The 12156-nt window shown below is 60.0% G+C and carries 17 protein-coding genes; 6 read left to right on the forward strand and 11 right to left on the reverse strand.

What is annotated here, in order from left to right; all coding sequences use genetic code 11:
* Positions 1–267 precede the first annotated feature (267 nt).
* Together ACLEJR_RS16425 and ACLEJR_RS16430 are read left to right on the forward strand one after the other, a co-directional pair.
* Positions 268–570, forward strand: a complete 303-nt coding sequence (locus ACLEJR_RS16425; RefSeq protein ID WP_440792863.1) for a hypothetical protein — start codon at positions 268–270, stop codon at positions 568–570.
* Between the two features lie 289 nt (positions 571–859).
* Entirely contained in the window at positions 860–1072 is a 213-nt protein-coding gene (locus tag ACLEJR_RS16430; protein ID WP_017904083.1) for a cold-shock protein, read from the forward strand.
* Positions 1073–1140: 68 nt separating this feature from the next.
* On the opposite strand, the gene ACLEJR_RS16435 is transcribed toward ACLEJR_RS16430, so the two are convergent.
* A complete protein-coding gene (locus tag ACLEJR_RS16435; RefSeq protein ID WP_440792862.1) occupies positions 1141–1455 on the reverse strand; it encodes an I78 family peptidase inhibitor in 315 nt (104 codons plus the stop codon).
* Positions 1456–1618: 163 nt separating this feature from the next.
* Positions 1619–1924: a hypothetical protein gene (locus ACLEJR_RS16440; RefSeq protein ID WP_440815085.1), complete on the reverse strand. Its 306-nt coding sequence runs from the start codon at positions 1922–1924 to the stop codon at positions 1619–1621.
* A gap of 124 nt (positions 1925–2048) precedes the next feature.
* Here ACLEJR_RS16440 and ACLEJR_RS16445 point away from each other — a divergent pair, with 124 nt between their 5' ends.
* Positions 2049–2246, forward strand: coding sequence for a hypothetical protein (locus tag ACLEJR_RS16445; RefSeq protein WP_440792858.1), 198 nt, complete (start codon positions 2049–2051; stop codon positions 2244–2246).
* 189 nt (positions 2247–2435) lie between these two features.
* Here the strand turns inward: ACLEJR_RS16445 and ACLEJR_RS16450 are convergent, their stop codons facing one another.
* From ACLEJR_RS16450 to ACLEJR_RS16485, 8 genes are all read right to left on the reverse strand, one after another.
* Positions 2436–3464: a nucleoside hydrolase gene (locus ACLEJR_RS16450; RefSeq protein ID WP_440792856.1), complete on the reverse strand. Its 1029-nt coding sequence runs from the start codon at positions 3462–3464 to the stop codon at positions 2436–2438.
* Positions 3465–3492: 28 nt separating this feature from the next.
* Positions 3493–3897 (reverse strand): D-ribose pyranase, encoded by a 405-nt coding sequence (rbsD, locus tag ACLEJR_RS16455; RefSeq protein WP_440815087.1) that lies wholly within the window; start codon positions 3895–3897, stop codon positions 3493–3495.
* Entirely contained in the window at positions 3894–4808 is a 915-nt protein-coding gene (gene rbsK / locus ACLEJR_RS16460; RefSeq protein WP_440792852.1) for a ribokinase, read from the reverse strand. The genes rbsD and rbsK overlap by 4 nt, the downstream gene beginning before the upstream one ends.
* A 23-nt stretch (positions 4809–4831) precedes the next feature.
* Entirely contained in the window at positions 4832–5851 is a 1020-nt protein-coding gene (locus ACLEJR_RS16465) for a LacI family DNA-binding transcriptional regulator (RefSeq protein ID WP_440792850.1), read from the reverse strand.
* 3 nt (positions 5852–5854) lie between these two features.
* Complete coding sequence (locus ACLEJR_RS16470) at positions 5855–6832, reverse strand: ABC transporter permease (RefSeq protein WP_440792848.1); 978 nt, start codon at positions 6830–6832, stop codon at positions 5855–5857.
* Positions 6829–8382 carry a sugar ABC transporter ATP-binding protein gene (locus ACLEJR_RS16475; RefSeq protein WP_440815089.1) on the reverse strand — a complete coding sequence of 518 codons (1554 nt, stop codon included), beginning with the start codon at positions 8380–8382 and terminating at the stop codon, positions 6829–6831. Before ACLEJR_RS16475 ends, ACLEJR_RS16470 begins: the two co-directional genes overlap by 4 nt.
* A gap of 55 nt (positions 8383–8437) precedes the next feature.
* A complete protein-coding gene (locus tag ACLEJR_RS16480) occupies positions 8438–9397 on the reverse strand; it encodes a sugar ABC transporter substrate-binding protein (protein ID WP_440792844.1) in 960 nt (319 codons plus the stop codon).
* A 133-nt stretch (positions 9398–9530) separates the two neighbouring features.
* Entirely contained in the window at positions 9531–9983 is a 453-nt protein-coding gene (locus tag ACLEJR_RS16485) for a hypothetical protein (protein ID WP_440792842.1), read from the reverse strand.
* 227 nt (positions 9984–10210) lie between these two features.
* Here ACLEJR_RS16485 and ACLEJR_RS16490 point away from each other — a divergent pair, with 227 nt between their 5' ends.
* Both ACLEJR_RS16490 and ACLEJR_RS16495 read left to right on the forward strand, forming a co-directional pair.
* On the forward strand, positions 10211–10489 hold the full coding sequence (locus ACLEJR_RS16490) for a DUF1654 domain-containing protein (protein WP_440792840.1): 279 nt from the start codon (positions 10211–10213) through the stop codon (positions 10487–10489).
* Positions 10490–10494: 5 nt separating this feature from the next.
* Positions 10495–11184 carry an endonuclease gene (locus ACLEJR_RS16495; RefSeq protein ID WP_440792838.1) on the forward strand — a complete coding sequence of 230 codons (690 nt, stop codon included), beginning with the start codon at positions 10495–10497 and terminating at the stop codon, positions 11182–11184.
* Positions 11185–11321: 137 nt separating this feature from the next.
* On the opposite strand, the gene ACLEJR_RS16500 is transcribed toward ACLEJR_RS16495, so the two are convergent.
* Positions 11322–11687 carry an SPOR domain-containing protein gene (locus ACLEJR_RS16500; protein ID WP_440815091.1) on the reverse strand — a complete coding sequence of 122 codons (366 nt, stop codon included), beginning with the start codon at positions 11685–11687 and terminating at the stop codon, positions 11322–11324.
* Between the two features lie 245 nt (positions 11688–11932).
* Between ACLEJR_RS16500 and csrA the strand changes: the two genes are divergently transcribed.
* Positions 11933–12124 (forward strand): carbon storage regulator CsrA, encoded by a 192-nt coding sequence (csrA, locus tag ACLEJR_RS16505; protein ID WP_245141876.1) that lies wholly within the window; start codon positions 11933–11935, stop codon positions 12122–12124.
* Positions 12125–12156: the final 32 nt, after the last annotated feature.

The raw sequence follows: 12156 nt of genomic DNA on the forward strand, positions 1-12156 counted from the left end.
GCGGCAGGAGCCTTGCGGCCAACCGGGAAACCGAACCAGAGTGACTGGGATTCAAATCAGGGTTATTCGGAGATCTGCCGCCGCCAGGACCGATTCCGGTCCGGCGCCTGAAAATGCCCGAGCCGCGGATGCTAGCACAGATGAACGGTCATCGCCGTGCTCGAATTGATACAGGCGTAAATACAGGGTATTTATGCCAGAGTGCTGAACTGAAGCGAGCGCAACGCCTCAGATAACAAGACATCGACCCAAAAGGAGCCTCCTCGCATGCGTCTGAATACTTTATTCGCAGTAGTCGCCCCCCTCGCTTTGCTGCTTCCGCTGAGTGCCCATGCCGAATGGCCCAAGGGCGAGCGCGAGAAATACATGCTCCAGTGCACGGAAACCGCCAAGTCACAAATCGGCGCGGCGGCGGCCAAGTCTCACTGCGCCTGTGGCGCTGACGCCATCAAGTCCTATCCGGCAAGTGATATCCAGGCACTGATGGATAACAAGGCGTCCCCCGAGCTGCAACGCAAAGCCCTTGATCAGATTGCCAAATGCAAGGCCAATGCCCCTGCGAAAAAATGAGCAGGCAGTGACTTGAATTGACCCGACACCGGGAATGATCCCGAAAAAAGCCGCCTTTTCAGACGATTTTTTCAGGTTTTACAGCTTTTTTTATCGCCTTTACTTTCAGCTCAAAGCCTTTGAAACCGGGGCTTTCAGCGACACAAGACGACAAAGAGAACACGACTGATTGGCAAACAGCGTGTCCGGGGGGCTCCCAAATCGAACATTTCGACTATGATACCCCGGTGTGCCCAGTTGGCCTGAGCAGCACAGTACACTGAAAATATATGTTTCTTGGAGATACACCATGTCTAATCGCCAAACCGGCACCGTTAAATGGTTCAACGATGAAAAAGGCTTCGGCTTCATCACTCCTCAAGGTGGCGGTGACGACCTGTTCGTACACTTCAAAGCTATCGAAGCTGACGGTTTCAAAAGCCTGAAAGAAGGCCAGACCGTTTCCTTCGTGGCTGAGAAAGGCCAAAAGGGTATGCAAGCTGCACAAGTTCGCCCAGAGTAATTTCTCGGCGCGCTAAAAAAACCCCGTCCATGTGACGGGGTTTTTTATGCTCGATTGAAAACCAGCGATCAGCCGCAATTCACCCGATTGACCACCAGGTTGGCGTCGGTATTGAGGTTCAGGCGATCAGAGCGATACTCGAGTGTAATCATGTCATTGGGCTTGAGGATACGCGCAATCTGCGCACCCGCACGGCTACGGGCCTGCTCCAGCAATTGCGGCGAAGCCTGCTTGCCAATCGCGAACTCGGCGGCCTTTGCCTCGCAGCGGCTGTGACCGGTCTCGCTTGCCACAGTCTCCGGGGTCGATTCAGAGGTGCTGCTGCAACCACTCAAGAACGCAGCAGCCAGCAAAGCACCCAATGACACAAGCTTCCAAGGCATGAAGCCTCCTTTTTCTAATAGATAAACAGAGAACGTGCGACAGCCCGGACGGCACTTGGTTTCAACAGCGGGGCTATCAGCGTGCCCTCATCGGGAAAACCGGCAGTTTGCCTGAGCCGGGCATCGGGTTCAGACCTCAATCGTGACTGAATATGAACAACGATCAATAAACGTCGATGTAATCAAAGGGCGGATTGGGCCAGTTATCCTTCAACGCATTGTAGATTTGCATGACCCAGACCTCGTCGCTGGCGGCGACCCGTCCGACATAGTCTGAGCCTTTCGCCCACGTCTCAAGGCGAAACAGCAGGCCGTCGATGTCGGTGCCACCGACCACGCCCGAAGACAAATAGGCAATCCCACCCTTGGTCACGCGCAGCTGGGTATGTTCGTCGTCGCTGGCCGAAGCCAGCAGTTGGCGCACCGCGTCGAGAGACAGGCCGCCAGGCGCGTTCAAATCGATCTGCATGCAGGCTCCTCGCAAGTAAAACGCAAGTGTGGCACAGCGCTCCTGCCCTGCCTAAGTCGCAGTGCCAAACCCACGGCAAAAATGCTTAACTGCGCCTACAGACCTCCAACTCGCGAGCCCAACCATGAACACCGTCAGCATCGAAGCCACCATCAATGCCAAATGGTCGGAGGGCCACAGCTCCTACAGCCCTGGCAGCCCCGAGGAACTGGCAATCATTGGGATAGAGCTATTGGTGAAGGCACTGGGAACGGAGGTGGCCCGCGACTTTATCCAGCAGGCGTTCGAACGTTATCCGAACATCGTTGACGCTGTGGACTGAGATACTGCAAGAGCCTGTGGGAGCGAGCCTGCTCGCGATGACGGTGGGTCAGCTTGCATTGATGTTGCCAAGTAATCCGCCATCGCGAGCAGGCTCGCTCCCACAATGGGATTGCGTACAACCGGGAGAAACAAATCGGCTGTCAGGCCGCCATCGCGAGCAAGCTCGGCTCCTACAGATCAACGCAGGTTATTTGAGCCGCGCCAAGCGCTCAGTCAGCAAATCAAAGAAACCCTGAGCATCACCGTTCTCGACCCAGAATGCGTTCTTCGGCGCCTTCAGGCCGTCGTACCAGTCGACAATGGTCTGCCCGAACGTCGGCCCCTCGCGACTGTCCACCACGACATTGACCGCACGACCGGTAAACAGCTGCGGCTTGAGCAGGTAGGCAATCACCGTTGCGTCATGCACCGGCCCGCCCGGTATACCGTAGTGTTCCATGTCGGCCTTGACGTACTCGTTGAGGATATCGCCGACGATCTTGCTGGCATTGTTGTTCACAGCGGCAATCTGCTTCAGCCGCGCCTCGCTGGTGAGGATCTTGTGGGTCACGTCCAGCGGCAGGTACGTCAGCTTCACGCCGCTCTTGGCGACCACCTCGGCGGCCTGCGGATCGGCGAAGAGATTGAATTCCGCCACCGGGGTGATATTGCCCCCATTGAAGTGCGCCCCGCCCATGATCACCACTTCCTTGATGCCCTGGACGATCTCGGGCTCCTGGACCAGCGCCAGGGCCAGGTTGGTCTGCGGACCGAGCATGGCAATCGTGATGCTGTGGGGCTTGGCAGCCTTGAGCGTGTCGATCAGGTAATTGACGGCATTGCCCTTGGCCAAGCCTTGCTTGGGCTCATGCACGGTGACACCCGACAGGCCTTCCTTGCCATGGATGTTTTCCGCGTAGATCGGCGTACGCATCAGCGGCTTCGGCGCGCCGGCGTACACCGGCACGTCCTCGCGCCCTGCCCACTCCCTGGCCAGGCGCGCGTTTCGCGAGGTCTTGTCCAGACGCACATTGCCGGCGACGGTGGTCAGGGCGCGAATGTGCAGTTCCTCAGGCGACGCCAGGGCGAACAGCAGCGCCACCACGTCGTCGGCGCCCGGATCGGTGTCGATGATCAGGTCGATTTTCTCCGCCGCCTGGGCGCTTGTGGCAGTGATCAGTGACAAAAGCAGCAGACTCCGGACCAGTTGATGCATTTTCTGAGCATAGCGGCGCATGGCGCACTCCTTGTGCAGGGTGATAAATCTAGAACGTAACTCCAGCGATCAGCACGATGTTGCAGTACGGGGAGCATTCGCCTGTACGAATGATCGCCCGGGCCTGCCGGCTGAGTATCTTGAACTGTTCATGGCTGACCAGTTCCCGAACGCCCAGCGCACCTTCGGCACTCAGCGCTTCCAGCGTCACCAGGGCCGCCGGCTGTTTATCGTGGATTTCTTCGGCCAGTACATGACTTTCAACCTGCATTTCACTGAGCACCACCTTCAGGGTGCTGACAAAGTCAGGAATGCCATGGGTCAGCGCAAGGTCGATCAACTCGACCCCGGGCGGCACCGGCAGGCCGGCGTCACCGATGACGACCTTGTCACCATGCCCCAGGGAGGCGATCAGCCGCGACAGGGCCACATTCAACAGCGGGGTTTTCTTCATGATTTGAACGCCTGTACTTCCGATAGCGTGGGAATGGAAGGCTGTGCGCCGGCCCGAGTCACCGACAGCGCGGCGGCAACCTGACCGAAGCGAATCGCCTCGACCTCGTTTCTGCCATTGGCCAGCGCCGCAGCGAAACCACCGACAAAGGTGTCGCCCGCCGCCGTGGTATCCACCGCCTTGACCAACGGAGCCGGGAAATGCTCGAAACTCGAACCATTGGCGAACATCAGGCCCTGGGCACCCAGGGTCACGATGACTTTTCCGGCACCGGCGGCGATCAGGTGCGTCGCCGCAGCCTCGGCGGTTTCCAGCGAGTCCACCGCCAGCCCGCTCAACATCGCGGCTTCGCTTTCGTTAGGGATCAGGTAATCGACATAGCCATACCATTGCGGCGGCAAGACATGGGAGGCCGGCGCCGGATTGAGGATGACGATCTTGCCCAGTTCCCGGCCGCGCTTGAGGGCATGGCCAACGGTGGCATCCGGCACCTCGAGCTGGCAGATGATGACGTCGGCGCTTTGCAGCACCGCGTCGAAACGGTCCACGACTTCAGGCGTCAACACGCCGTTGGCCCCGGCCACGATCACAATCGCGTTCTGGCTGTTGTCGTCGACCACGATCAGCGCCACGCCGCTGGAGCCGTCCACGACGCTGACCGCCTGGCAATCGATGCCCTCGGTCAACAACGCACCGCGCAATTGCTCGCCGTAGGCGTCAGCTCCCACGCAGCCGACCATAGACACCTGGGCGCCGAGGCGTGCGGCAGCCACCGCCTGGTTGGCGCCCTTGCCGCCAGGGATGGTGCAGAACGACTCGCCGATCAGCGTTTCGCCGCCACGGGGCAGCCGCGGCGCGCGGGTCACCAGGTCCATGTTCAGGCTGCCTATTACCACTACTTTTGCTGGCATACATCACTACTCATCAATTCGGTTCAGCGGTATTGGGCGAATGCGCCGGACAGCGGCGCAGTCGACTCACGCAGGACAATGCTGGGCGTCACGATCCGCTGGTCAGTGGCGATCCCGGGCGTAGCGATCCGCCGCAGCAACACTTCAGCGGCCATTTCGCCGAGCTGCAGGATCGACTGCCCCACCGTGGTCAACGCCGGATAGACATAGCGACTCATTTGAATGTCATCGAACCCGATGACCGACAGTTCGCTGGGCACCCGCACATTACGCTCGGCGGCGGCGCGCAGCACACCGATGCCGATCATGTCGTTGGCGGCGAAGATCGCGCTGGGCGGCTGTCGTTCCAGCAACCGGGCAGCGGCGCGGTAACCGCCGGTGCTGGTGAAATCGCTTTCAAGCATGCGCTCCACCGGCAGCTCGATGCCCGCCTCCTTCAACGCCCGGCAGTAACCGGCCAGGCGCATCTGCGCCACGCTGGTTTCGGCCGGGCCGCCAATGAAGGCGATGTCACGATGTCCCAGTTCCAGCAGGTGCCGAGTCGCCAGATAGGCGCCATATTCATGGTCGATGCGCACCAGGTCGGCATCAACCCCGTCGAGCCCACGGTCGACGATCACCATGGGCGTGCGCACGCCGGTCAAACCCTCGACGAGGCCGACGTCGCCACCGGCGCTAGCGACGATCAGGCCGTCGATGCGCTTTTCCAGCAACACCCGCAGGTAGCTGCGCTGCTTGTCCGGGTTGTCATCGGAATTGCACAGGATCACGCAATAACCGTTGCGCTCACAGTAATCCTCGATGCCCCTGGCCAACTCGGCAAAGTACGGGTTGAGACTGTTGGGCACCAACAGGCCAATGGTCGCGGTGGTCTTGGCCTTGAGTGATCGGGCCACGGCGCTGGGCACGTAGTCCAGGCGTTCGATGGCCGCCTCGACCTTGCGCCGCACCTCTTCACTGACCGGTCGGGTCTTGTTCACCACGTGGGACACAGTCGTGTAGGAAATCCCCGCGAGCGCCGCCACATCCTTGATCGTCGCCATGACTCAGGCCCGCCGACTGGCGCGCTGGCTGCGATAGGTATCGAGCACGACCGCCACCACGATCACCGCACCGGTGATGATGCGCTTGGTCGGCTCGGTGGCGCCGATCTGCGCCAGGCCCGCCGCCAGCACCGAGATGATCAACACCCCGAAGAAAGTGCTGATGACCGAACCGCGCCCGCCCATCAAGCTGGTGCCGCCAATCACCACGGCCGCGATAACTTGCAGTTCAAGCCCCGAACCGGCGTTGGGGTCGGCAGCCTCCAGGCGCGAAATCTGGAACAGCGCCGCCACACCGGCGAGCAAGCCCATCAGACTGAACACCAGGATCTTGTAGGGCTTCGGGTTGATGCCCGCCAGACGCACGGCTTCTTCATTGGTACCGATGCCGATCAGGTAGCGGCCGAACACGGTCCGGGTCAACACAGCCTGGGCAACGAAAATCACCAGCAAAGCGATGATGAACGAAGGCGAAATACCGAAGGCAATGGGATTGGACAACCAGGCGAACGAGTCGCCGATGTAAGCGGTTCGCGACCCGGTCATCTGGTACGCCAGGCCCCGGGCCATTTCCAGGACACCGAGGGAAACGATGAACGAAGGAATTCGCCACGCCACGGTGATCGACCCGGTCACCGTGCCCGCCAGCGCCGCCACGGCCATGCCGAGCAACGCCGACGGCCAGACGCTCCAGCCCCAGCCGAGCACGGCCACGCTGACGGTCGATGCCGCAAGCGCCAGCACCGATCCCACCGACAGGTCGATGCCGCCGATGATCAGGATGAACGTCATGCCGACCGCCAGCACCATGAGGTCCGGAATCTGGTTGGCCAGGGTGCTGAAGGTGTCATAGGACAGGAAATGGCTGCTCAGCGCCGAGAACAGCGCGATCATCGCCAGCAAGGCGCCGGCCAGGCCCAGGTAAGTCCCCAGGCCATAGAAGTTGCCACTGGATTTGCCGACGGCAGATGCGGTTTTCATGAAAATTCCCTAGGCGCCGCTTCGTTGAGCAACGCATCACGTTTCTGATAGCCGGCGAATGCGGCGGCAAGCAAGTCATCCTGGGTCCAGCTGTCGCGCTCGAATGTATCGATCAGGCGCCCGGCGGACAGCACGCCGATCCGGTCGCAGATCAACATCAGCTCGCGCAAGTCGCTGGACACCACGACTAGCGCCTTGCCCTGGCGCGTCAATTCGCCCAGCAGCGCATATATGTCGAATTTGGCGCCAACGTCGATGCCACGAGTCGGCTCGTCGAACAGCAACACCGAGCAGTCGCGCTCCAGCCAACGGCCGATCACCACTTTCTGCTGGTTACCGCCCGACAGCTCGGAGACCAGTTGGGTCGGGCTGGAACTGCGGATCCGCATCGCGTTGATTTGCCGCTGCGCCAGGGCCAGTTCTTCGTTGCCATTGACGATGCCGGCGCTGGAGATTTCCGGCATGTTGCCCAGGGCAACGTTGGCGGCGATGGACTGGGTCAGCAGCAGGCCTTCGCCCTTGCGGTCTTCGGTAATCAAGGCGATGCCATGGGCCACCGCATCGGCTGGCGATCGGATACTCACGACCTTGGCCGGCGAGCCGAGCGCCACGGTGCCGCTGTCCGCCGCATCGGCGCCGAAAATCAAGCGCATCAGCTCGGTACGCCCTGCCCCGATCAGGCCGGAGATGCCAAAGATCTCGCCACTGCGCACTTCGAAGGACACGTCACGGACCTTGTCCGAACGGGTCAGGCCGGTCACGGTCAGCGCCGGCGCGCCGATCTGCCGTGGGCCCAGGTCAATGTGTTCGCCCAGCTCCCGGCCAACCATGAGGGTCACCAGTTGCTCGCTGTTGTAGTTGGCCATCGGCTCGACGCAGACCAGGTTGCCGTCACGCAGCACCGCGATGCGTTGGGCCACCCGTGCCAGTTCTTCGAGGCGATGGGAAATGTAGATGATCGTCACGCCCCGAGCTTGCAGACGGGTGATCTGCTCGAACAGCATCTCGACTTCACGAGCCGTCAACATGGCGGTCGGCTCGTCGAGAATCAGCACATGGCAATCGCCGATCAGGTTGCGGGCAATCTCGACCATCTGTTGATGGCCGATACCCAACTCGCCGACCAGGGTGTCGGGATCAATCGCATCGAGCCCGACCTGGGCCATGGCTTCGATCGCTGCTTTACGCAGTTGCTTGCGGTCGATCCAGCCGCAGCGGCCGGGCAGGTTGTCGAGAAACAGGTTCTCGGCTACCGACAGCGTCGGCAGCAGGTTGAGCTCCTGCATCACCATGCGCACGCCCAGTTCTTCAGCCTGGGTCCGGCTGCCGGGACGATAATCCTGACCTTGGAACTGCATCTGCCCGGTCGTCGGTGTCACCAACCCACCGATGATTTTGGACAGGGTACTTTTGCCGGCGCCATTTTCGCCGGTCAGTGCCAGCACCTCACCACGCATCAACGTCAGATCGATGCCGGTCAGTACCGGCTGGGCATAGGTCTTGCCGATTCCGCTGATAGACAGCACAGCGCTCGGGTCGCGAACGGACATAAAAAAACTCTCCATGCGCTCGCCCGAGTGGGCGAGCACCGTTGTGTCGCCAGGATTACTGCTTGGTCACCAGCTCGACTGGAGTTTCGATCACGCCGTTGTCGCCGATCTCGACTTTTTCCTTCTTGAGGATTTTCAACGCGGTCTCGATGCCGAATACCGCCTGCTTGGCGGCAAACTGGTCAGCCGTGGCCAGGACACGACCGTCCTTGAGCATCGGCTTGATGGCATTGATGTTGTCGTAGCCGACCACTTGTACCTTGCCTGCCTTGCCCGCAGCCCGCACCGCCGATACGGCACCGACCGCCATGCTGTCGTTACCGGCCAGCAGCGCCTTGATGTTCGGGTATTCGCTGAGCATCGACGCGGCAACCTGGTTGCCTTTGTTGATTTCCCAGTCGCCGGATTGCAGGGAGACGACCTTGATCTGCGCCGCTTCCATTGCATCCTTAAAGCCCGCGGTCCGCGCCTGGGCGTTGGTGGTGGTGGACACGCCCTCGATGATGCCGACTTCATCACCGGCCTTGAGCTGCTTGGCCAGGTACTCACCCACCAGTCGCGCACCCTTGCGGTTGTCAGGGCCTACGAACGGCACGTTGATATTTTTGCTCTTGACCACGGCAGGATCGAGCTGGTTGTCGATATTGACCACGGTGATACCGGCATCCACGGCTTTTTTGATCACCGGCACCATGGCCTTGGAATCGGCGGGAGCGATGATGAGCGCGTCGACCTTGGACACGATCATCTGCTCGACGATGCGGATCTGGTTGGCGGTGTCGGTCTCGTCCTTGATCCCGTTGGAGATCAGGTCGAAATCGGCGGAGTGTTCTTTCTGATAGGCCTTGGCGCCGTCTTCCATGGTCAGGAAGAACTCGTTGGCCAGGGATTTCATGACCAGGGCAACCTTGGGTTTTTCAGCAGTCTGGGCGAATGCCGAGGAGACAGGCAGTGCAGCGGATGCCGCCGCGAGCATGGCGACAGCGAGAAGGCGTCCAGCGAATGGCAACTTCATGGGTTCACTCCGATCTTATGATTATTTTGAGCAAATCATCGCACGGAACGCCGCGCAAACGTTTGCGTGGAATGAACTATGGTAAGGCTTCGCAGATTTGTCAACGTTGCGGTTTGATCCGCAACGTCGAAGTTCAGACCGTCGTGTTGACCACCGAACCCGAACCGGCGCCCTTGGCCAGCTCCGTGACCAGGCGACCGGTGACTTCCAGCAAAGCGCCACTGGTGTCGGCGATCTGCCCTTGGATGGCCATGACCGCCGAAGCCTTGGCTTCTTCCGTTGCATAGTCGCGCGCTTCTGCAGCGGCCAGTTGCTGTTGCTGCTCCCTGAGCTGCTGCTGAAGCTCTTGCATCCGCTTGAGCAGCACTTGGACCGCCACGCTCTGGGTGCTACCGGCCTCCTGCGCCTGGTCGGTTGCTTCAGCGCCAGCGCCCATGCCCGTGCGGACCTTGCCCGAGGCTTGCGTTGTACCCTGGGCCTCATCGGCGGCCTGGGCTTCTGCCTCGCTCAAAGCTTTCAGGGTGGCTGCGGATTTTCCGCCGATGGTCACCGCTGCCGCATTGGGAAAGCCGATGGAAAACGACATATCAAAACTCCATGAAGGGGGATTCCTAGTTAAGGACATCGCCCGCCGAAACAATTTCTTTAGCGCCCGCTGAAATCAGTCAATAGCTTCGCTCCCCTGAACGGCTGCCATCTGTTGACGCAAGCCGATAAAAAATTCCTTTCTCCTACACCAAAACGAAAAAAGTGCTGTCAGACGATTTTCTTGAATTTTAAGTAGTTGCGTAAACGCCTACGGTTAAATACTGTATGCACGTACAGCTTAATAAGGAAAATCCTGTGGCAACGCCCTCCGCTGCAACTACCCCCTTGGATTCCTATACGCGACTTGGCCTGCGGGTTTCGAAAATCATCAACGCCCCCACCGCGCAAAAAGCCAAGGCCGCCCTGATCTTCCGCCTGCCCGACGAGCCGGTGGATGAGTGGGAACGTCTCCTGGAGGAAATCGACGAGAACGACAACGTGACCCTCGCCTATCGCGACGATGGTGGTGTGCAGGTTTTCTGGGTAGTGCCGAAGGAAGATTGAGTCAGATGAGTGTTCGCTGTTTAGCGTTATTGCTTGTGTTCGTCGCCATGGGCGCACAGGCCGGGGCCCCGCGCACCTTCAATGAAGCCAAGAAAGTCGCCTGGAAGCTCTACGCGCCGCAATCCACCGAGTTTTACTGCGGCTGCAAATACACCGGCAATCGGGTCAACCTGGCGGCCTGCGGGTATGTCCCACGGAAAAACCCCAGCCGTGCCGCGCGGATCGAGTGGGAACATATCGTCCCGGCGTGGGAGATCGGCCACCAGCGTCAATGCTGGCAACAAGGTGGTCGCAAGAATTGCACCCGCCATGACCCGGTCTATCAACGGGCCGAGGCCGATCTGCACAACTTGGTGCCGAGCATCGGCGAGGTAAACGGCGACCGCAGCAATTTCAGTTTCGGCTGGCTGCCGGAACAGAAAGGTCAGTACGGTTCCTGCCTGACCCAGGTGGATTTCAAGGCCAAGAAGGTCATGCCCCGCCCTTCGATCCGAGGAATGATCGCCCGCACGTATTTCTACATGAGCAAGCAATACGGCCTGCGCCTGTCGAAACAGGACCGGCGCCTGTATGAAGCGTGGGACAAGACCTACCCGGTGGAGAGCTGGGAGCGCCAACGCAACCAGAGCGTGGCGTGTGTCATGGGGCGCGGGAATGAGTTCGTGGGGCCGGTGGATATGAAGGCCTGCGGTTGATCTCACCTAAGTGAAAACACAATCGGCTGTGGGAGCGAGCTTGCTCGCGATGGCGGTGTATCAGCCAATATCAATGCTGACTGACCCGACGCTATCGCGAGCAAGCTCGCTCCCACAGTGGATGGGGTGCTGCCCGATCATTGGGCCGTTGGGTAATCCACCACCAGTGTCTCGATATTGCGTTTCTTGGCCCGGACCAGGGCAGCGGTAATCTTCTCCTGACCTGCTTCAGCGTCGGCCTTGGAGCTGAATGGGCCGACCAGGACCCGATCCTTGCCGTTTTCCTTGAAGACGTTCGACATGAAACTGTGCTCGATGAGCCAGCCGGTCAGGTCGCTGACCGCCTGCGGCGTCTCGCCTCGAACTTCGACAGCCCACTGCGGCGCGGCAGCGGCGGTCGGTGCGGAGGCCGCAGCGGGCTTGGGTTTCGGTGCCTGTACATCCCGCCCTTCACCGCACCCTGCCAGCACCAACACCGCGATAACCCAAGCCAATTTGCGCACAACGTTTCCCCTGGAAGACATGAGCCGGGGATTTTAGCACCCACGCCCGACAACAACTCCGCAAACAGCGTTCAAAACACGAGAATCCTGCCCGGCGTCTCTGTATAGTCGCACCCTGGGAATTAATGCTGCGTCTGCACGTCAGAAAGAGGCACCCACATTGTGACACTTAGCACTAATCTATAAGCAGTACCGACATCTGCACTGTCAATCAGGTGCCCTATAAAGCAATCAAGGAGAACACCATGCTGATACTCACCCGCAAAGTCGGTGAAAGCATAAACATTGGTGACGACATCACGATCACCATTCTGGGCGTTAGCGGCCAACAAGTCCGGATCGGCATCAACGCCCCGAAAAACGTTGCAGTGCATCGCGAAGAGATTTATCAGCGGATCCAGGCCGGCCTTACCGCCCCCGACAAACCGCAATCCTGAGCCTTGCAGCAGTCCGTAGCCAGCCCGTTTGC

Origin of the sequence: Pseudomonas sp. SMN5 (assembly GCF_052041925.1) — a bacterium.
GTDB lineage: Bacteria > Pseudomonadota > Gammaproteobacteria > Pseudomonadales > Pseudomonadaceae > Aquipseudomonas.

What these genes read in the sequence shown, in the direction of transcription:
- ACLEJR_RS16425 (WP_440792863.1), top strand. Translation starts at nt 268, where the DNA reads ATGCGTCTGAATACTTTATTCGCAGTAGTCGCCCCCCTCGCTTTGCTG.
- ACLEJR_RS16430 (WP_017904083.1), top strand. Translation starts at nt 860, where the DNA reads ATGTCTAATCGCCAAACCGGCACCGTTAAATGGTTCAACGATGAAAAA.
- ACLEJR_RS16435 (WP_440792862.1), bottom strand. Translation starts at nt 1,455, where the DNA reads ATGCCTTGGAAGCTTGTGTCATTGGGTGCTTTGCTGGCTGCTGCGTTC.
- ACLEJR_RS16440 (WP_440815085.1), bottom strand. Translation starts at nt 1,924, where the DNA reads ATGCAGATCGATTTGAACGCGCCTGGCGGCCTGTCTCTCGACGCGGTG.
- ACLEJR_RS16445 (WP_440792858.1), top strand. Translation starts at nt 2,049, where the DNA reads ATGAACACCGTCAGCATCGAAGCCACCATCAATGCCAAATGGTCGGAG.
- ACLEJR_RS16450 (WP_440792856.1), bottom strand. Translation starts at nt 3,464, where the DNA reads ATGCGCCGCTATGCTCAGAAAATGCATCAACTGGTCCGGAGTCTGCTG.
- rbsD (WP_440815087.1), bottom strand. Translation starts at nt 3,897, where the DNA reads ATGAAGAAAACCCCGCTGTTGAATGTGGCCCTGTCGCGGCTGATCGCC.
- rbsK (WP_440792852.1), bottom strand. Translation starts at nt 4,808, where the DNA reads ATGCCAGCAAAAGTAGTGGTAATAGGCAGCCTGAACATGGACCTGGTG.
- ACLEJR_RS16465 (WP_440792850.1), bottom strand. Translation starts at nt 5,851, where the DNA reads ATGGCGACGATCAAGGATGTGGCGGCGCTCGCGGGGATTTCCTACACG.
- ACLEJR_RS16470 (WP_440792848.1), bottom strand. Translation starts at nt 6,832, where the DNA reads ATGAAAACCGCATCTGCCGTCGGCAAATCCAGTGGCAACTTCTATGGC.
- ACLEJR_RS16475 (WP_440815089.1), bottom strand. Translation starts at nt 8,382, where the DNA reads ATGTCCGTTCGCGACCCGAGCGCTGTGCTGTCTATCAGCGGAATCGGC.
- ACLEJR_RS16480 (WP_440792844.1), bottom strand. Translation starts at nt 9,397, where the DNA reads ATGAAGTTGCCATTCGCTGGACGCCTTCTCGCTGTCGCCATGCTCGCG.
- ACLEJR_RS16485 (WP_440792842.1), bottom strand. Translation starts at nt 9,983, where the DNA reads ATGTCGTTTTCCATCGGCTTTCCCAATGCGGCAGCGGTGACCATCGGC.
- ACLEJR_RS16490 (WP_440792840.1), top strand. Translation starts at nt 10,211, where the DNA reads ATGCACGTACAGCTTAATAAGGAAAATCCTGTGGCAACGCCCTCCGCT.
- ACLEJR_RS16495 (WP_440792838.1), top strand. Translation starts at nt 10,495, where the DNA reads ATGAGTGTTCGCTGTTTAGCGTTATTGCTTGTGTTCGTCGCCATGGGC.
- csrA (WP_245141876.1), top strand. Translation starts at nt 11,933, where the DNA reads ATGCTGATACTCACCCGCAAAGTCGGTGAAAGCATAAACATTGGTGAC.